Origin of the sequence: Pseudomonas sp. W4I3 (assembly GCF_030816195.1) — a bacterium.
Lineage (GTDB): Bacteria > Pseudomonadota > Gammaproteobacteria > Pseudomonadales > Pseudomonadaceae > Aquipseudomonas.
Map to the genome: position 1 here is coordinate 5,152,526 of NZ_JAUSXS010000001.1, position 17,969 is coordinate 5,170,494.

Genomic DNA, 17,969 nt, shown 5'->3' on the forward strand with positions numbered 1-17,969 from the left:
CTTTATCGCAGCGTGTAAACTGCGCGCCATCACGCCGCGCGCGTCACCTGTCTTGCTTTTGGACGTGCTCTTGAAACCTGCAGTCTGCCTACGGTTAGCGCAAAACCGACCGTATATTGACCGGAACGCCTATTCTGGTCAATACGGCAAAATGGTCAGTCATAAGCCGCGTTGCTTTGATTTACCTAGCCTGCGGGCAATTCAAACAAACGTTTGTATTGGACGCTGCCAGTGGTGTAGATATAATGCGCCACCTAGAGAGAAAGGTGGGTCCTGCCGTTGCCGCAAGACATCACCGAACCTCCACCCATTAGAAAAAAAGCCTGTTGAGCCTTGAGTAGGAGATAGCCTGTGGAACGCGAATACATGGAATTCGACGTGGTCATCGTCGGCGCCGGCCCGGCTGGCCTGTCCGCCGCCTGCCGCCTGAAGCAGAAGGCCGCCGAAGCCGGTAAGGAAATCAGCGTCTGCGTGGTCGAGAAAGGCTCCGAAGTCGGCGCACACATCCTCTCCGGCGCCGTCTTCGAACCACGCGCCCTGAACGAACTGTTCCCGGACTGGAAAGCGCTCGGCGCCCCGCTCAACACCCCAGTGGTGCGTGACGACATCTATGTACTGCGCAGCAGCGAGACCTCCACCAAGGTTCCAGACTTCTTTGTGCCCAAGACCATGCACAACGAAGGCAACTACATCATCTCCCTGGGCAATCTGTGCCGCTGGCTCGCCCAGCAGGCCGAGAACCTGGGCGTGGAAATCTACCCAGGCTTCGCCGCCCAGGAAGCGCTGTTCGACGAGAACGGTGTGGTGCGCGGGATCATCACCGGCGACCTCGGCGTCGACCGTGAAGGCAAGCCCAAAGATGGCCTGTACACCCCTGGCATGGAGCTGCGCGGCAAGTACACGCTGTTCGCCGAGGGCTGCCGCGGCCACATCGGCAAGCAGTTGATCGAGCGTTTTCAACCTGGCCAGCGAAGCCGACGCCCAGCACTACGGCATCGGTCTCAAGGAAATCTGGGAAATCGATCCGGCCAAACATCAGCCGGGCCTGGTGGTGCACACCGCCGGCTGGCCGCTGGATATCATGGGCAACGAAAACACCGGTGGCTCGTTCCTCTATCACTTGGAAAACAACCAGGTGGTCGTCGGCCTGATCGTTGACCTGTCCTATAGCAACACCTTCCTGTCGCCGTTCGATGAATTCCAGCGCCTCAAGCATCACCCGGTGCTGGCCCAGTACCTGGAAGGCGGCAAGCGTGTCAGCTACGGCGCCCGCGCCATCGCCAAGGGCGGCCTGAACTCGCTGCCGAAAATGGTCTTCAAGGGCGGCGCGCTGATCGGTTGCGACCTCGGCACCCTGAACTTCGCCAAGATCAAAGGCAGCCACACCGCGATGAAGTCCGGCATGCTCGCCGCCGACGCCGTGGCCGACCGCCTGTTTGCCGACTCCGAAGGCGGTGATGAACTGACCGCCTACGTCGACAGCTTCAAATCGAGCTGGCTGTATGAAGAGCTGTTCGCCAGCCGCAATTTCGGCGCAGCGGTGCACAAATACGGCGCCATCATCGGCGGCGGCTTCAACTGGCTGGATCAGAACATTTTCGGCGGCAAGATTCCGTTCACCCTGCGCGACACCACGCCGGATTACGCCTGCCTGAAGCTGGCCAAGGACAGCAAGAAGATCGACTACCCCAAACCCGACGGCAAGCTGAGCTTCGACAAGCTGAGTTCGGTGTTCATCTCCGGCACCAACCACGAAGAAGAACAGCCGTGCCACCTCAAACTCAAGGACCCAAGCATCCCGATCGGCACCAACCTGCCGCTCTACGATGAACCGGCGCAGCGCTACTGCCCGGCTGGCGTGTATGAAGTGGTGACCAAGGAAGACGGCGAGAAGCGCTTCCAGATCAACGCCCAGAACTGCGTGCACTGCAAGACATGCGACATCAAGGACCCTTCGCAGAACATCACCTGGGTGACGCCGGAAGGCGCGGGTGGGCCGACTTACCCGAATATGTAAGCCAAGCGAGGCCCCCGGATGGGGGCCTTTTTTATGGCCGACATCAATTAAAAATGTGGGAGGGGGCTTGCTCCCGAAAGCGGTGTATCCGTTAAAGATGTTCCAACTGAACCACCGCCATCGGGGGCAAGCCCCCTCCCACATTTGGATTGTGTTTTGCCTGAATTGGCTAGGCAGCGCGCTCTTCGCCGGGGTTGCGCAGGAAGTAGCGTTTGTACTCGCGACTGAACTGCGACGTGCTCTGATACCCCACGCTATGCGCCGCCTGCGCCACGCCCATGCCGTCTACCAGCAATAGCTGCTGCGCCTTGAGCAACCGCAAGCGCTTGAGGTACTGCACCGGCGACAACAGGGTGCAGCGCTTGAAGTGTTCGTGAAAGGTCGAGGCGCTCATATGCGCAAACCCGGCCAGCGTCTCGATGTTCAGCGGTTCGGCGAAATGGGCATGCAGGTGGTTCAACGAGGTGGCAATCCGCGAAAACTGACCCTGCTGTTCCACCAATGCGCGCAGCACATCGGCCTGTGGCCCGCGCAGTGCGGTGAACAATAATTCGCGTACCCGCGCCGGGCCCATGATCCGGCTTTCCAGCGGATCGTGCAGGCACTGCAACAGCCGTTCGACGCACCCGCGCATCGCGTCATCGAGCACCACCGAACTCATCGATTCCAGGGTCTGCGCTGCCGGCGGCGGCCCGGCTTGCATGCCCATCGCCATCACCAACTCACCCAGCACCACCCGATCAATGCCCACGGTCACGCCCAGCAACGGCGCACCGGGCGCCATGGCGAACGTTTCGCACTCGAACGGCACGGGCATCGCCTGGATCAGGTAATGCCCGGCGCCATATTCCAGGGTACGCGGGCCCAGGTAAGCGACCTTGCTGCCCTGGGCCACGAACATCAGGCTCGGCTCGTAGATCTGTGGCCCGCGCGCCACATCGCAACTGGCACGCAGCACCTGCACGCCAGGAAGGTGAGTCGGGGAAAAACCGTCACGGGAGGCGAGCCCCTCGATCAAGGAAACCAGCGTGGCGTTGGCGTCGACATGGCGGGTCAGCAACATGGCAAAAAACTTCGTAAAAAAGGGATGAGAACATCATCGCAGGTCTGACCGCGGATGAATCCAAACGCAGGGCACTCCCGGACGAATAGGCATGAGACTCGGAGCAATCGCCATGGCCGCCCGCTCGGTCGGCACGCAGAATGGCCCGCCTCACTTGCCATTGCTTTTGCGAGGTTTTTCCATGTACACCGCCATCGGTTACGCCGCCCAGTCGGCCACCACTCCCCTCGCCCCCATGTCGTTCGAACGCCGCAGCCCGCGCGCCGATGATGTGGCAATCGACATTCTCTACTGTGGCGTGTGCCACTCCGATATCCACCAGGCGCGCAACGAATGGGGCATCGCCGTTTATCCGCTGATGCCTGGCCACGAGATCGTCGGTAAAGTCACCGCCGTCGGCGCCAGTGTCACCGCCCACAAGGTGGGTGATCTGGTCGGCGTGGGCTGCATGGTCGACTCATGCCGCCAGTGCACAGCCTGCCAGGCGGATCTGGAACAATACTGCCTCGAAGGCCCGACCATGACCTACGCCACCCCGGACCGGGTGGACGGCAGCAACACCATGGGCGGTTACTCCGACAGCATCGTGGTCAGCGAGCACTTTGTGGTCAAGATCCCGGCCAAGCTCGACCTGGCCAGCGCTGCGCCGATTCTGTGCGCGGGCATCACCACCTACTCGCCGCTCAAGCACTACGGCGTGAAGGCCGGCGACAAGGTCGGGATTCTCGGCATGGGCGGCCTGGGCCACATGGGCATCAAGTTCGCCAAGGCCATGGGCGCCGAAGTGACGCTGTTCACGCGTTCGGCGAGCAAAGCCGAAGAAGGCCGTCGCCAGGGCGCCGACCATGTGATCGTGTCCACCGATGCCGAGCAGATGAAAGCCGCCGCCGGGCACTTCGACTTCCTGCTCGACACCATCCCGGTGCAGCACGACCTGAACCCCTACCTGGATGTGCTGCGCTTTGACGGCGTGCATATTCTGGTCGGCCTGATCGAACCGGTGGACCCGCCCGTCAACGCCGCCAAACTGGTGCTGGGCCGTAAAGTGCTGGCCGGCTCGCTGATCGGCGGCATTGCCGAAACCCAGGAAGTCCTGGATTTCTGTGCCGAGCACGGGATCACCTGCGACATCGAGATGCTCGACATCCGCCAGATCAACGAAGCTTACACACGGATGATCGCCGGTGATGTGAAGTACCGCTTCGTCATCGACATGGCGACCCTGAAGGCCTGATCAGGCCTTCGCGCCCAGTTCCGCCGAGAGCCGAGCCGCGACCTGTTTGATCACAGGGATCAGCTCGGCCATTTTCTCCAGCGGCATGTAGGGCACGGTACTGGCGATGCTGATGCCGGCGACGATTCGCCGGCTGGCATCGCGCACCGGTGCCGCGACGCAACGGATCGACGGTTCGTTGTCTTCCAGATCGAACGCATAACCGCCCACCACGTATTCATGCATGCGCTGCTCGAACTGCGCCCAGGACTGTTCAGGGTGCTGCGGCCATTGCAGGTTCTTGCCCCCCGCTGGCAGGCTGACTTCGTACAGGCGCTGCCACTCCTGCACGCCATCATCGAGCATCAACGCCTTGCCGATACCAGTGCGCGCCAGCGGCATGCGATGGCCCACGCGCGAGCGCATTTCCGGTCCGTTGCGGCCAGGGTTCTTGTGCAGGTAGAGCACCTCGTCGTATTCGCGAATCGCGAGGTGGATGGTGTCGCCGGTCAGCGCCGACAGCTCATCCAGATACGGCACCGCGAGGCTCACCAGCGGCAGTTCTTCGCGCGCCTGAAAGCCCAGCTCAATCAACTTCGGCCCCAGCAGATAACCGACTTGCGGCACCACGCGCAGGTAACGCTCCTCCACCAGGCAACTGGCCAGGCGGTGCGTGGTGCTGCGGGTGGTGCCGATGCGCCGGGCGATTTCCTTGAGGTCCCGCGCGCCCGCCGCCACCGCTTGCACCACGCCCAGGCCGCGCAGCAGGGTCTGGGTGCCGGTAGGGGCGGCGTCTTTGACGGGGATGTGGGCGTTTTCCAGCATATCGGGCCTATAGATAAAAAAGCGGGGGCATTATGGCAAATACCGCCCTCCTGAACACAGGAGATCCACTGTGGGAGGGGGCTTGCCCCCGATAGCGGTGGGTCAGCTTGCACATCTGCCTACTGATAGACCGCCATCGGGGGCAAGCCCCCTCCCACATTTAGTCCTCATTTGACTTTTAATCAGCGCTGCTTCATGCGGTCGATGATCACCGCCAGCAACAGGATCGAGCCACGGATCACGTACTGATAAAACGTGTCGATGTTTTTCAGGTTCATCGCATTCTCGATGATCGCCAGGATCAGCACCCCGGCAATCACATGGCGGATCATGCCGATACCGCCGCTCAACGACACACCGCCCAGCACGCACGCGGATATCACCGTGAGCTCGAAACCCTGGCCGATCATCGGCTGGCCCGAGGTCATGCGCGAGGCCAGGATCACCCCGGCCAGTGCGCCGACCAGACCGTGCACGGCAAAGATGATGATCTTGGTGCGATCAACGTTCACCCCGGCCAGCAGCGCTGCTTCCTGGTTGCCGCCAATCGCCATGGTATTGCGTCCATAGGTGGTGTAGTTGAGCAGCCAACCAAAGAATACAAAGCACAACACGGTAATGATGATCGGCACCGGCACGCCCATGAGCTGGCCGTTGCCGAACACGAAGAAGCCTTCGTCCATCACCCCCACCGCCTTGCCGTTGGAGAAAATGTAAGCCAGGCCGCGCACGATCTGCATGGTCGCCAGGGTGGTGATCAACGCATTGATGCGCAGCTTGGCGATGACGATACCGTTGATCAGCCCCACCAGCAGGCCCATGGCCAAGGCGGCCGACACACCGAGCACCACGCTGTCGGTGTCGCGGATCACGATCCCCGCCACCACGCCGGCGCAGGCGATCACCGAACCCACCGACAAGTCAAAATGCCCCGACGCCAGGCAGAACAGCATGGTGCACGCGGCGATACCCACGGTGGAAATCGCCAGGCCCAGCCCGCGCATGTTCAGCGGCGACAGGAAGTTGTCGATAAACAGCGCGCTGAGCACAAAGATGCCCAACGCCGCGAGGAGCATCACCCAGTCATCCAGGAATTTGCGCTGGTTGAAACCTGGCCAGAAGCCTTTTGCAGTTTTTACTTCAGACATACCCGTGCCCTCGAATGCTTCAAGCCCGCGTACGCGGGAGTGCCAGTTGCAACAGCCGTGCTTCGTCCGCCTGTTCGCGGGGTAGCTCGCCGGTGAGAGCGCCTTCGCTCATCACCAGGATGCGGTCGGAGATGCCCATCACTTCCATCAAGTCGCTGGACACCACGATCACGGCAATGCCCTGCGCCGCGAGGTTGTGAATGATCTGATAGATCTCCGACTTGGCGCCGATGTCGATACCCCGCGTGGGCTCGTCCAGCAGCAGCACCTTCATCGGCATCGACAGCCAGCGGCCGAGAATGGCTTTCTGCTGGTTGCCGCCGGACAGGTACATGATTTTCTGTTCGGCGTTCGGCGTTTTCACGCGAAGCGCCTTGATCTGAGTGTCGGCGTTGCCCTTCTCCCAGTGATCGCGCAGCAACCAGCCAAATGCCGCATGGGCGCCACGGGCACTGATGTTGATGTTTTCGGCAACGCTGGCAAGTGGGAGGATGCCCTCCTTCTTGCGGTCCTCGGGGCACAGCAACACACCGCCGGCGATGGCATCACGCGGTGAGCGCAGGTGCAGCGGTTCTCCGCAGAGTTGCAGGTGCCCCGCGGTGTTACGTTCAAGGCCGCTGAGCAAGCGCAGCAACTCGGTACGCCCGGCGCCAACCAGGCCAAACAGGCCGAGAATCTCGCCTTTGCGCACCTCGAAACTCACCGGCTCGCGCAAGCCCGGCCCCAGCAGAGCGTCGACCTTGAGCGCCACACCGCCCTGCTCTCGCGCTCGGTAATCGTAGATGTCCTGGATATCGCGACCGACCATGCAGGTCACCAACTGGTCATGGCTCAGCGCGCTCATGTCGTCGAAGGTGCGCACGAAGCGGCCATCCTTGAACACCGTCACCGCATTGCAGATACGGAACACCTCCTCCATGCGGTGCGACACGTAGAGCACCACTTTGCCCTCGTCGCGCAGGCGCGTGATGATCGCCATCAAGCGGTCGATTTCGCGGGCCGACAAACTGCTGGTCGGCTCATCGAAAGCGATCACATGGGCGCCACGGGACAGCGCCTTGGCGATTTCCACCAATTGGCGCTGGCCCAGGGACAAGCGCCCGAGCTTCTCTTCAGGGTCGATTTCATCGGCCAGCCCCTTGAGACACGCCAGCGCTTGCTGGCGCAGCACGCCGCGGTTGACCACGCCAAAGCGCGACGGCAGATGCCCCAGGAACAGGTTCTCGGCAACGGTCATTTCCGGCACCAGATGCAGCTCCTGGTGAATCACCGCAACGCCGCTGGCGATGCTGTCGGCGGCGCATTTGAAGGCCATGACCTGCTCGCCGATCTGCACCGAGCCGGTGCTGGGAATATAGGCGCCGCCGAGGATCTTCAGCAGCGTCGATTTACCCGCACCGTTCTCACCCATCAACGCATGCACTTGCCCGGGGTGGGCGGTGAAGCTGATGCCATCCAGCGCCTTGACCCCAGGGAAGGTTTTGCCGATTGCGTCAAAACGAAGGGCCGCAGCGGTCATTTCCACAGCCCGATCTTGGTCAGTTCGGCCTGGAAGTTTTCGCGGGTGATCAAGGTCACTTCGTCCATGGCGGTGTACTTGGGCGGTTCGGTGCCCTTGGTGACCCACTCGTACATCATCAGCGCGGTGTTGTAGCCCTCGATGTGCGGGCTAGGCAGCATCGAGCCGAAGAAACCACTGTTGGCTTTCTTCAATTCGCCGATGGCGTCGGTGCCATTGATGCCGATGCCGATCACGTTGGCCGCCGCGAAACCGGCGCTTTCGGTGGCGCGTACGCCGCCGAGCACGGTGTTGTCGTTCATGCCGCCGATGATCAGGTTTTTCGCGCCGCTGGGCAGTTTGACCAGGGCCGAGTTGGTGGCGTCCATGCTGCCTGGCACGTCGAGGGTTTTAAGCGCGGCGGTGAGGATATGGTCTTTGGGAATTCCGGCTTCTTCCAGGGATTTGATCGAGCCGTCGGTGCGTTTCTTGCCGGTGTCCAGTTCATTGAAGGTGTTGATCACCGCGTAAGTGTCCTTCCAGTCCCAGCCGCGTTTTTTCGCTTCGGCGGCCATGGCGGCGCCCTGCTTCTGGCCCACTTCGAAGGCGGCCATGCCCAGGTACGGCACGTCCTCCATGAAGTTGCCCTTGGCATCGACGAAACGGTCGTCCACGGCCATCACTTTCAAGCCGTTGACCTTGGCCTTGGCGACAATCGCCGGGCCCAGCGATACGTCCGGCGGGCAGATCACAAAGCCCTTGGCGCCGTTGGCGGCCAGGCTGTCGATGGCCGAGAGGGTCTTCTCACCGTCCGGCACGGCGATCTTGATCACGGTAAAACCGTGCTCCTTGCCGGCTTTTTCGGCAAAAGCCCATTCGGTTTGAAACCAGGGTTCTTCCGCCTGTTTGACCAGAAAGCCGATCTTCACTTCTTCAGCCGATACGAACCCGCTGAACGCCATTGCCAGCGCCACAGCACCGAGTGTCTTCTTGAACATGGACTACCTCATTCTTGTTATTGGAAAACGATTTAGTCGTGGTACATCACAGACCGCCCGCCATCGATCATCAGGCAGGTGGCATTGATAAAGGGCGCCTCGTCGGTGGCCAGAAACAGCGCCGTCATCGCCACCTCGACGGGCTGGCCGATGCGCTTGGGCGGGTGCAGGTCGAACGCACGCTGGCGCTCGGCATGGGGATCCGGGAAAGCGTTCCAGTAATCGACGTTGAGCTGGGTTTCGATATATCCCGGGGCGATGGCATTCACGCGGATACCCTTGGGCGCGTATTCGATACCCAGGGCGCGGGTGAGCCCGAGCAGGCCGTGTTTGGCGACCGGGTAGGGAAAGCAGCCGGGAATGATGTGGCTGGAATGGGTGGAAGCAATGTTGATGATGTTGCCGATGCCCTGCTCGATCATGTGTGGCAGCACCGCGCGGCAACCGTACCAGGCACCGTCTAGGTCAATGGCGAAGCAACGGCGCCAATCCTCGTCGGTCATTTGCAGCGGGTCGCGAAACACATTGACCCCGGCGCAGTTGACCAGCACGTCCACGCGGCCAAAGCGCTCGATGGCCACATTGACCAGCGCCTGCCATTGCTCCTGGGACGTGATATCGACGGCTTTAGCGACAATGTCGGCGCCGCGTTCGCGCCAATGGGCCGCGACTTTTTCGACTTTATCGCCTTGGATGTCCGCAATCACCAACCGCGCCTGCTGCGCCTGGAAGCAGGCCACAATCGCCTCGCCAATGCCTTGCGCGGCACCGGTGATGATCACCACCTTGTGCTTGAGGCGCTCGCCGTAAGTGGGCTCGGGCACGGCGGGTAAGGACAACGGTTGTGCCTGCATCGCTTCACCTGTTTTATTTTTGATAGTGAGTGCTGATGCAGGCGACTATAAACCCATCATTTGAAATATCTCAATATATAAATTTACGTCCCACAATATGAGCATACCTATAAAAAAACCGGCCTGAATCGGCCGGTTTCGAAGTCCTCTCAGCCTTGGGCAAAATCCCTCAGCGCGTTGCCTTCCATGCGATAGCGCACCCACTCTTCCTGAGGTTGCGCGCCGATGGATTTGTAGAAGGCGATCGCCGGCTCGTTCCAGTCCAGCACGCTCCATTCGAAGCGCCCACAACCGTTATCGCAGGCGATCCTGGCCAGGTGACGCAGCAACTTCTTGCCCCGCCCCGCCGCCGCGCTGCTCCGGGTTGATATAAAGGTCTTCCAGATACAGGCAGTTGCTGCCGAGCCATGTGGAATAGCTGAAAAAAAACACCGCGAAGCCAATCGGCAGGCCGTCGCGCGAACAGATCAGGCCGTGGGCGGTAGCGCCCTCGCTGAACAGGCTGCGTTCGATATCCACCACGCTGGCGACCACTTCGTGGCGGGCTTTTTCATATTCGGCCAGTTCAGTAATGAAAGTCAGGATTTGCGCAGCATCGCTGGGTACGGCGGGGCGAATCTCGATGGTCATGGGCGCGCCTTGAGCAAGTTCAAAGCGCACATACTAAGGCGCTTTGATGACCGATTGCAGCGCAATTTCCGAGGGACCAGCACACAAAATCTTACAAGCGGTGCAATACCGTTCGTCGCCATCAAGGCACGAACCGTAAATATGGGCTGACCAATACAGGGTAAGGACATTAATCCCAATGGAGACACCCTGATGAAGAATTCCAAATTGGCTGCCCTCGCTCTCACCGGTCTGTTGTCTGCCGCGTCGCTGAACGCCTTCGCTGCGACGTCGTCCACTGGCAAGACTGATCCAGTCGGCTCGCCGCCAAGCCCTGCCACTCAAGAATCCCAGGATTCCATGGGCACTGGCCTGGACACCAATGGCGGCGCGATCATCGACAACGGCGCCGACCCGCGCACCAAAGGCAATGACACCCAGCGTCAGGCACCCGCTGCCGTGGGCAACGGCAAGATGGGCCCTGGCGTCGACAAAAATGAGCCGAAGATCAACAAGGGCGACGATTCGAATATCCCAGGTGCACCCAAACAACCTGCGCCTTGATACCTCCATGGCCAGAAGGAGTGTTAGCGATGCCTCGTGGAAGCAAAGCGAAATACACCGAAGAACAGAAACGCAAAGCCGCTCATATCGAAGATAGCTATGAGCACAAGGGACTGTCCAAGGACGAAGCCGAGGCGCGTGCCTGGGCTACCGTCAACAAGCAGTCGGGCGGCGGCGAAAAGTCCGGCGGATCCGGCCAGCGTAAAGCGCCGGCAAAGAAGTCTCAGGATCGGCAGGATTCGGCCAAGCGCGCGGCAGCCAGCCGTGAGGGGCATCCTCGCAGCAGCCGCGACTCACTTGAGACGCAAACCAAGGAAGGCCTGCTGAAGGAAGCGCGGGCCAGGGATATTCCCGGGCGTTCGAGCATGCGCAAGGATGAGTTGATCGAGGCGCTGAAAAGAGCCGGTTAGCCACAGTTCTAACTGTGGGAGGGAGCAAGCCCCCTCCCACATTTGGATGTGTGTTTATTCAGTCAGCAATGCATCCACCTCGGCGGTGCCGGGGCACGTCGCTGGCCCCCAGCGTGTCACCGCCAGTGCCGCCGCTGCGTTTGCTCGGCGTGCGGCCTCAAGCGGTTTCAAGCCGTTCGCAAGCCCGGCAATAAATACCCCGGCATGCGCATCCCCTGCGCCATTGCTGTCCACCGCCTGCACCTTGAAACCCGCCACATGCTCGATTTCGCTCCCGCGTCCTACCCAGCAACCCTTCGGCCCATCGCGCACCACCAGCAACGCTCCGGCAGACAGTTGTCGATTCAGTCCGGGCAACGCGGCGGCGATACTCGTGGCACCGGTGAATGCCAGGGCTTCCGGGCCATTGCTGGTCCAGATATCGATACGCGGCAACAATGCGCGCATCACGGCCGAGTCCGGTGCCTTGACCAGCGGCCCTGGGTCGAATACCACCACGACCTCGCGCGGCAGCGCCAGCAGCCAGTCGATCAGCGGCTGCGCCTTGCCCTCAAGCAGCAAGCTGTAGCCACTGACGTACACAAAGTCATCGGCCTGCGGGACGGTCGACGCCAGATCCACGGCATTCAATTCGCCCTCGGCACCGAGATGGGAAATGAACGTGCGCTCCGTGGTGGCTTCGGTCAGGGCCACGCACAAGCCGGTGTCCTTGCCGCTGCTCGTCGGCAGCGCCATTTCGATGCCTTCGGCGCGCATCGCAGCGCGGGCCAGATCACCGAAGCGACCGGTGCCGTGACGCCCCAAGTACACCACGCACAGGCCATTACGCCGTGCGGCGGCCATCACGTTAAAGCCGCCGCCGGCTTCGAAGCTGGCCGATCTGGCCAGCACGTCGCCACCCGATGCAGGCAGGGTGTCGAGGGCCATGACCAGGTCGACGATGACCTGCCCGCTATGCAGCAATCTAGGCATTGGCACGCTCGACTGACGCGGGGCGTCGATCGGCAGCGCCGCCCAGTACGGCATACACACCGCCCGCCACCAGGAAGGTGACGATCCAGCCAAGGCCGTTATGGCCCAGCCAGGAGTCCGACAATGGCCCGGCGAACCAGACGGTTTCGGCCGTGGTACCAATGGTGGTGAAACAAAAACCCAGCACAATGGCCAGCGCCCAGGCGCCGAAGGCGCGCCACTCCACGCCGCCGCGATACCAATAGGCGCTGCTGGGGCTGACATCCAGCAAATCCTTGGGGCTGTAATAGTGACGGTGCATCAGGTCGACCACGAAAATCCCCACCCAGGCGGTAATCGGCACCGCCAGCAACGAGATGAACGTAATGAACGGACCGTAGAAGCTCTCGGCGATCAGCATGAAATAAATGGAGCCGGCGAAAATCGCCACGATATCGACGATCACCGCATGCACACGCTTGACCTTCAAGCCCAGGGTCAGGGTGGTGAGGCCGGCGGAATACACCGACAGGTTGTTCGATAACAGCAGCCCGCCGAACGCAGTGATCAGGTACGGCACCGCCATCCAGGTCGGCAGCATGTCGCGGATCGCAATGATCGGGTCCGTGGCCGAGGCCAGGTCGCTGTTACCCACCGACAGCAGGCCGCCGAGGGTGATCAGCAACACCAGCGGGATGCCCGCGCCGAACGCGGCAGAAGCCACCAGGCGCACGGCCTTGACGCTGCGATGCTGGTAACGCGACATGTCGGCACCCGCGTTGGCCCAACCGATGCCGGTGCCGGCCGCCATGGTGCCGACGCCGATGATCATGGCGCTCAGCGGCGCCGGGGTGGCGTTGAATACCGCGCTCCAGTCGATGGTGGCGCAGAGGAAGCCGCCCACCAGAATATTCAGGGCGCCGAACACGTAGGTCGCCCATTTCTGGATCACCAGCAAGGTGGCGTGGCCCAGGCCGGAAACGGCCAGGGTCAGCAGCACGAAAAGGCCGATGAAGATCAGGGTGAGCAATGGTGCGCTTTTGGCCTGCACCGGCGAACCGAACAGGATCGAGCACAGCGAAAGCAGCACAAAGGCCGCCGTCGTGGTGTTGACCGTTTCCCAGCCCAGGCGCGACATCAGCGACACCAGGGTCGGCCCGATATTGCCGCGTACGCCGAAGATGGCGCGGGACAAGGTCAGGCTGGGCGCACGACCACGGCGACCGGCGATGGAAATAATGCCCACCACCGCGAAGGAACCGGCGGCGCCCAGGATCGCGACGATAATCGCCTGCCAGATCGCCAGGCCGCGAAACGCAACCAACGTGGCACCGAGCGGCAAGCCGAGAATGCTGATATTGGCCGCGAACCATACCCAGAACAGCTGCAGCGGGTGCCCGTTGCACTCGCCCTCCGGGACCGGTTCGATGCCGCGCGTTTCCAATTGCCCGACGCTTTGGCCGGAAGAGGTGCTGCTCATGGGAGTGCTCCTGGTGCCTGTATTATTGTGGTTGTGGCAACGCTTCAATCATTCAACGCAGTGCGAGCAGGCTTTGAACCAGCGGTTGCAGGTCCAGGCCATTGACGCGCTGGACCTGCTCCACCATCTCCGGCGGCCAGCACCGCAAACCCAGACAGGCACCGAGCATGGCACCAAGGATCGCGGCGATGGTGTCAGTGTCGCCACCCAGGCTCGCGGCCAGGCACAACGCCTCGAAGGCGCTCATGTCGCCCGACGCCACTTGCTGCGCGAGGGCGAACGACACCACTACCGACTCCTGGGAGGCGACGGAGGTCCCAATCAGCTCATAGAGCAAGTCGGTGAACAGGGCCTTGTCGCCACTGCCCACGCTCAGGGTGCGCGCCCAACTGATGCGCGTGGACATGCGTCCGCCCGCAACCCAGTGGCCGTGGTGCTCCGCCTGTTGTGCAACCTGAGTGCCGATGTTCAGCGCTTCGCCCAGGTCCACGCCGTTGATGCCGGCCGAGACCACCGCCGCCACCGCGGCCGCGCTGGCAATGCCCAGGCTGGTGTTATGGGTGACCTGGCAGGCCTGGATCACCGACTGGATAAACCGCGTCGGGTCGCTGACGTCGGCGGCAATGCCCACCGGCGCGATGCGCATGGCCGCGCCATTGGTCGTACCGTAGCGACCGGATTCTTCCGGGGTATGGCCGGCGAGGATCATGTCGATAGCACGCTTGGTGGACGGCCCGAGCAGGTCCTGGGAACCCTTGGCGCGCATGGCCGCTTCCCAGTCGATGAGGCGTTGGGCGAGCACGGTGGGTTCAATCCTGCCGTGGCCTTCCACCAGCAACTCAGCGACCAGAATTGCCTGTTCGGTGTCATCGGTAATGGAACCGGCGGGCATGTTTGGCGCGATGGGCTGGTCGGGGCCAGCGCTTTGCAAGGTGGTGATCGCCCCGAAACGCTGGCGGACTTGCTCACGGCTCAAGGATTGCGTGGGCATGCCCAGCGCGTCGCCCAGGGCCAGGCCATAAAACGCGCCGAGCGCGCGGATCTCAGCAGTCATGTGGACGCCCCGAATTGCAGGTGCAAACGAAAGTGCAGCGGGTCGAGCAAGCTTTCAACATGCTCCATGAAGCGCTCACGCCGGTCATAGGTGGTACGCGAAGCCTTGAGAAACACCGTCCCGGCCGGACGCCCGAGCAACTGGGCATCGTCATCGCTCAGGGCCTCGGCGCCGATCCATTGGTCACCTGCGGCGCCCACATAGCCGTAGGCCGCCAGGGTGATGGTCAGGGAATTGTCGATCAGGCCGGTGCGGGGCAGGCTTTCCAGATCTGCACTGGCAGGCATCAGCGAGCGCTCCAGCGACACCGGGGTACCGTCGGCCGTGCGTCGGCAGCGGTCGAGGGCTATGAACTGTTCGGTGCCGAAACGGCTGAACAGGTCCGGGCGCGTCACCGCTTCAAAGCGCAGCACCTCGGTGCTCACCTGTGCGCCTGTATCCGCCAGGGCCTGGGCCCAACCTTGGCGCTGGTCGAGCACCATGCCATCAAAGGTGACGATGGAGCCGACACCGCTTTGGGTGGCGATGTAGTTGCGCCGCTTGAGCTCAGCCAGCGCTTCGCGCAGCGTGCCACGACTGACCGCAAACTCCTCAGCCAGTTGATGCTCACCAGGCAACAGGAAACCGTCGGCCATCACTCCACCTTCGATACGGCGGATGAGCTCGTCGACGACGCGTTTTTTCTTATCGAATCGAACATGTCTAATCATGTACAAAGTGATAACCGAAAGCCGTGGTTTGCAGCAAGCGAATTATTCCAGGGAATTCAAAAAACCGACCTCAGGGCTCCAGGCCAATCGGGAAAAACTCCCCGTTGCTCCATACGCCAAGCCAGTTCTGACCGTTGATCGGACGGCTCACGGCCAGTTCGACCAATTGGTAGAACACGTTGCGGTGCACCAGGGCTTCGAGGTTGCTGCGCACCCGCAGGTAAGGCGCCGGCTCTTCGGTGAGCGGGTCGATCACCACACGCAGGAGGTGTTCGGGCCCTGCCTCAACCGGTTCGTCGACGTTGGTGGTAAACCGCAGCACTTGGCTTTCGCCCTGCCCTTGCACCTCGAGCGTGACGGCGACAAAGGGCGCGTCATCAACCTTGATGCCGACCTTTTCAACCGGTGTCACCAGGAAATAATCATCGCCATCGCGGCGAATGATGTTGGAGAACAACTTGACCATGGGTTTGCGCCCGATCGGCGTGCCCTGATAGAACCAGGTGCCGTCACGGGCGATGCGCATGTCGATATTGCCGCAGAAATCCGGGTTCCACAGATGCACCGGCGCCGGCCCTTTGCCTTTGGGCAGTTGCGCCAATAGATCATTGGCCTTGGCGGTATCGGTCATGGAGGTCTCCTTTTCAGGCTTACTGATCACTCATGCCCAGCAACCCGCGGGCGTACTGGGCCAGGGGCCGGGCAATCAGATCTTGTGGCGTGTTGTCGTGGAACGTCAGTAAACCGCCACGACTGCGAATGCGTGCAGTATCAATCAAATACTGGGTACTGGTCTCGATCAACATGATCTGGATCACGCCGCTGTCCAGGCCAAGGCGGTCCAGGGCTTGCTGGTCGGTCCACTCATCGGCGTTGCCGATACGGTCATCGGCTGCCGCGAAACGGCAATACAGCAAGTAATGAGCCCCCGCCGCGCGCGCTTCGGCCATGGCCTGTTCGAGTCCTTCGGGCTGACGGGCACGACGCACCATGGGGAAGTATTCGACGAAGCCGTTGAACGCTTCCTCGGCCACCACGTTCGGTCGCGGATAGGCGCTGCCAGGCGGCACGAACGCGCCCTGGGCGATAAACACAAAGGAGTCCGGCTGGATACGGACCGACGCGGTGCGGCGGGTATCACTGTGGTCGAGCAAGCCGGCGTCGCTCATCTGATAGCGGGTGCCTTCGGCCATATCGCTGACGGTCATGCAACCACTCAGCGCCAACGAGACCAGCAACAAAACCAGACTACGCATCCTATTCCTCCAGAAGCCGGTGACGGAAAACCGGCGAATGGGCGTGAGATGCAGAATCTGCGCCAGCTTGAATCAAATGTGGGAGGGGCTTGCTCCCGATAGCGGTGTATCAGCCAGCTTATCTTTAGCTGACACACCGCCATCGGGAGCAAGCCCCCTCCCACAGGGATCTGCGCTGACTGACTGGCATCAGGGCAAGCACATTGGAGCAAATCAGCCTCCGATGATCTTCATCACCGTTGCGCCACCCGAGAAGGCGACTTCCTGCTTGTCGCCCAGCGCCTTCATCAGCAAACCCTGCAAGGCCGGCAGTGCCTGGTGGCGTGGTTTGTCCAGCAGGTCGCCGATGTAGTGACGATTGCTCGAAGACAGGCAACCGTGCAACCAGCCCGTAGAGGACAGACGCAGGCGCGAACAGGTGCGGCAGAACGGCACGCTTTCATTGGCGATCACGCCAAAGAAGCCCTTGCCCGGCACTTCATAGCGCACGGCGGTGGCGTCGACAGGGGCATTGGCCTGCAGGTATTCGTGGTGTTCGCCGATCAGGCTGAGCAGTTGTTGCAGGCTGACAAATTGCTGCAGGAACGCGTTGGAGTCTTTCGCCAGGTGCCCCATGCGCATCAATTCGATAAAGCGCAGCTCGTAGCCCCGCTCCAGGCAGTAATCGAGCAGCGGCATTACCTGGTCCAGGTTCTGGCCGCGCAGGGGCACCATATTGACCTTGATCTTGATTCCGGCAGCGCGGGCCTGGTCCATACCGTCGAGCACAGTGGCCAGGTCGCCACCGCGGGCGATACTGCGGAAGGCGTCGGCATCCAGGGTGTCGAGGGAAACGTTAATGCGCCGGATGCCCGCGTCCACCAGCAGCGGCAGCTTGCGCGCAAGCAACTGGCCATTGGTGGTCAGACTAATATCGCTGAGCCCCATCTGCCCCACGGCGCCCATGAAGGCTTCCAGCTTGGGGCTCACCAACGGCTCACCGCCGGTAATACGCAGGCGGTCGATGCCGGCCGCCTCGATCAGGTAAGCCACGCCTCGCGCCATGGCTTGTGCCGAGAGTTCGTCCTGGGCAGCCACCAGCCGCTTGCCATTGGGCACGCAGTAGGTACACGCGTAATTACAGGCTGAGGTCAGGCTGATCCGCAAATTGCGAAACCGCCTGCCTTGACGATCAACGATCATGAACCACTCCGGCAGAGGATTTTACGAGGGCGCACTAGAAGCTGACTTATTAATCAGCTTTTAGCAAGGTCCTTGCCTGAGTATATTCCTAGGGTACTGCGCCTGGCAGTAAATCATTGAGTCATCAGCGTGGCGAA

16 protein-coding genes and 2 pseudogenes are annotated in these 17,969 nt (G+C 61.6%); 4 read left to right on the plus strand and 14 right to left on the minus strand.

The window, feature by feature from the left end; genetic code table 11:
- Positions 1 to 351 precede the first annotated feature (351 nt).
- Positions 352 to 2,017 (plus strand): annotated as a pseudogene (locus QF045_RS23390) (electron transfer flavoprotein-ubiquinone oxidoreductase).
- Between the two features lie 169 nt (positions 2,018 to 2,186).
- On the opposite strand, the gene QF045_RS23395 reads toward QF045_RS23390, so the two are convergent.
- Positions 2,187 to 3,080: an AraC family transcriptional regulator gene (locus QF045_RS23395; protein ID WP_306494238.1), complete on the minus strand. Its 894-nt coding sequence runs from the start codon at positions 3,078 to 3,080 to the stop codon at positions 2,187 to 2,189.
- A 181-nt stretch (positions 3,081 to 3,261) separates the two neighbouring features.
- On the opposite strand from QF045_RS23395, the gene QF045_RS23400 reads away from it, so the two are divergent.
- Positions 3,262 to 4,314, plus strand: a complete 1,053-nt coding sequence (locus QF045_RS23400; protein WP_124387787.1) for an NAD(P)-dependent alcohol dehydrogenase — start codon at positions 3,262 to 3,264, stop codon at positions 4,312 to 4,314.
- On the opposite strand, the gene QF045_RS23405 is transcribed toward QF045_RS23400, so the two are convergent.
- The 6 genes and pseudogenes from QF045_RS23405 to QF045_RS23430 all read right to left on the minus strand — a co-directional run bounded on the left by QF045_RS23405 (position 4,315) and on the right by QF045_RS23430 (position 10,246).
- Complete coding sequence (locus QF045_RS23405) at positions 4,315 to 5,118, minus strand: IclR family transcriptional regulator (RefSeq protein ID WP_306494240.1); 804 nt, start codon at positions 5,116 to 5,118, stop codon at positions 4,315 to 4,317.
- 182 nt (positions 5,119 to 5,300) lie between these two features.
- Positions 5,301 to 6,266 (minus strand): L-arabinose ABC transporter permease AraH, encoded by a 966-nt coding sequence (araH, locus tag QF045_RS23410; RefSeq protein ID WP_306494241.1) that lies wholly within the window; start codon positions 6,264 to 6,266, stop codon positions 5,301 to 5,303.
- Positions 6,267 to 6,285: 19 nt separating this feature from the next.
- Entirely contained in the window at positions 6,286 to 7,785 is a 1,500-nt protein-coding gene (gene araG / locus QF045_RS23415; protein WP_306494243.1) for an L-arabinose ABC transporter ATP-binding protein AraG, read from the minus strand.
- Entirely contained in the window at positions 7,782 to 8,762 is a 981-nt protein-coding gene (locus tag QF045_RS23420; protein ID WP_306494245.1) for a substrate-binding domain-containing protein, read from the minus strand. Before QF045_RS23420 ends, araG begins: the two co-directional genes overlap by 4 nt.
- Positions 8,763 to 8,794: 32 nt before the next feature.
- Positions 8,795 to 9,616 carry an SDR family oxidoreductase gene (locus tag QF045_RS23425; RefSeq protein WP_306494246.1) on the minus strand — a complete coding sequence of 274 codons (822 nt, stop codon included), beginning with the start codon at positions 9,614 to 9,616 and terminating at the stop codon, positions 8,795 to 8,797.
- A gap of 149 nt (positions 9,617 to 9,765) precedes the next feature.
- Positions 9,766 to 10,246: pseudogene (locus QF045_RS23430) on the minus strand (N-acetyltransferase family protein).
- A gap of 192 nt (positions 10,247 to 10,438) precedes the next feature.
- Between QF045_RS23430 and QF045_RS23435 the strand changes: the two are divergent.
- Together QF045_RS23435 and QF045_RS23440 are read left to right on the plus strand one after the other, a co-directional pair.
- Complete coding sequence (locus QF045_RS23435; RefSeq protein WP_306494247.1) at positions 10,439 to 10,789, plus strand: hypothetical protein; 351 nt, start codon at positions 10,439 to 10,441, stop codon at positions 10,787 to 10,789.
- 29 nt (positions 10,790 to 10,818) lie between these two features.
- Positions 10,819 to 11,199 carry a Rho termination factor N-terminal domain-containing protein gene (locus QF045_RS23440; protein ID WP_306494248.1) on the plus strand — a complete coding sequence of 127 codons (381 nt, stop codon included), beginning with the start codon at positions 10,819 to 10,821 and terminating at the stop codon, positions 11,197 to 11,199.
- Between the two features lie 54 nt (positions 11,200 to 11,253).
- Here the strand turns inward: QF045_RS23440 and QF045_RS23445 are convergent, their stop codons facing one another.
- The 7 genes from QF045_RS23445 to QF045_RS23475 form a co-directional block, all read right to left on the minus strand.
- Entirely contained in the window at positions 11,254 to 12,171 is a 918-nt protein-coding gene (locus tag QF045_RS23445) for a PfkB family carbohydrate kinase (RefSeq protein WP_306494249.1), read from the minus strand.
- The gene (locus tag QF045_RS23450) at positions 12,164 to 13,630 is read right to left on the minus strand and encodes a cytosine permease (RefSeq protein WP_306494250.1); all 1,467 of its coding nucleotides are present in this window, start codon (positions 13,628 to 13,630) and stop codon (positions 12,164 to 12,166) included. Before QF045_RS23450 ends, QF045_RS23445 begins: the two co-directional genes overlap by 8 nt.
- Before the next feature lie 52 nt (positions 13,631 to 13,682).
- A complete protein-coding gene (locus QF045_RS23455; RefSeq protein ID WP_306494251.1) occupies positions 13,683 to 14,684 on the minus strand; it encodes an ADP-ribosylglycohydrolase family protein in 1,002 nt (333 codons plus the stop codon).
- Entirely contained in the window at positions 14,681 to 15,394 is a 714-nt protein-coding gene (locus QF045_RS23460) for a GntR family transcriptional regulator (protein ID WP_306494252.1), read from the minus strand. Before QF045_RS23460 ends, QF045_RS23455 begins: the two co-directional genes overlap by 4 nt.
- A gap of 70 nt (positions 15,395 to 15,464) precedes the next feature.
- Positions 15,465 to 16,025 (minus strand): DUF1285 domain-containing protein, encoded by a 561-nt coding sequence (locus tag QF045_RS23465; protein WP_306494253.1) that lies wholly within the window; start codon positions 16,023 to 16,025, stop codon positions 15,465 to 15,467.
- Positions 16,026 to 16,044: 19 nt separating this feature from the next.
- A complete protein-coding gene (locus QF045_RS23470) occupies positions 16,045 to 16,650 on the minus strand; it encodes a DUF4823 domain-containing protein (RefSeq protein ID WP_306494254.1) in 606 nt (201 codons plus the stop codon).
- A 213-nt stretch (positions 16,651 to 16,863) separates the two neighbouring features.
- Positions 16,864 to 17,832 (minus strand): GTP 3',8-cyclase MoaA, encoded by a 969-nt coding sequence (locus QF045_RS23475; RefSeq protein ID WP_306494255.1) that lies wholly within the window; start codon positions 17,830 to 17,832, stop codon positions 16,864 to 16,866.
- Positions 17,833 to 17,969 lie beyond the last annotated feature (137 nt).

Bases quoted from the DNA above. Each gene is read 5' to 3' on its own strand.
- QF045_RS23475 (WP_306494255.1), bottom strand. From the start codon at position 17,832: ATGATCGTTGATCGTCAAGGCAGGCGGTTTCGCAATTTGCGGATCAGC.
- QF045_RS23405 (WP_306494240.1), bottom strand. From the start codon at position 5,118: ATGCTGGAAAACGCCCACATCCCCGTCAAAGACGCCGCCCCTACCGGC.
- QF045_RS23470 (WP_306494254.1), bottom strand. From the start codon at position 16,650: ATGCGTAGTCTGGTTTTGTTGCTGGTCTCGTTGGCGCTGAGTGGTTGC.
- QF045_RS23445 (WP_306494249.1), bottom strand. From the start codon at position 12,171: ATGCCTAGATTGCTGCATAGCGGGCAGGTCATCGTCGACCTGGTCATG.
- QF045_RS23465 (WP_306494253.1), bottom strand. From the start codon at position 16,025: ATGACCGATACCGCCAAGGCCAATGATCTATTGGCGCAACTGCCCAAA.
- araG (WP_306494243.1), bottom strand. From the start codon at position 7,785: ATGACCGCTGCGGCCCTTCGTTTTGACGCAATCGGCAAAACCTTCCCT.
- QF045_RS23435 (WP_306494247.1), top strand. From the start codon at position 10,439: ATGAAGAATTCCAAATTGGCTGCCCTCGCTCTCACCGGTCTGTTGTCT.
- QF045_RS23420 (WP_306494245.1), bottom strand. From the start codon at position 8,762: ATGTTCAAGAAGACACTCGGTGCTGTGGCGCTGGCAATGGCGTTCAGC.
- QF045_RS23400 (WP_124387787.1), top strand. From the start codon at position 3,262: ATGTACACCGCCATCGGTTACGCCGCCCAGTCGGCCACCACTCCCCTC.
- araH (WP_306494241.1), bottom strand. From the start codon at position 6,266: ATGTCTGAAGTAAAAACTGCAAAAGGCTTCTGGCCAGGTTTCAACCAG.
- QF045_RS23450 (WP_306494250.1), bottom strand. From the start codon at position 13,630: ATGAGCAGCACCTCTTCCGGCCAAAGCGTCGGGCAATTGGAAACGCGC.
- QF045_RS23425 (WP_306494246.1), bottom strand. From the start codon at position 9,616: ATGCAGGCACAACCGTTGTCCTTACCCGCCGTGCCCGAGCCCACTTAC.
- QF045_RS23455 (WP_306494251.1), bottom strand. From the start codon at position 14,684: ATGACTGCTGAGATCCGCGCGCTCGGCGCGTTTTATGGCCTGGCCCTG.
- QF045_RS23460 (WP_306494252.1), bottom strand. From the start codon at position 15,394: ATGATTAGACATGTTCGATTCGATAAGAAAAAACGCGTCGTCGACGAG.
- QF045_RS23395 (WP_306494238.1), bottom strand. From the start codon at position 3,080: ATGTTGCTGACCCGCCATGTCGACGCCAACGCCACGCTGGTTTCCTTG.
- QF045_RS23440 (WP_306494248.1), top strand. From the start codon at position 10,819: ATGCCTCGTGGAAGCAAAGCGAAATACACCGAAGAACAGAAACGCAAA.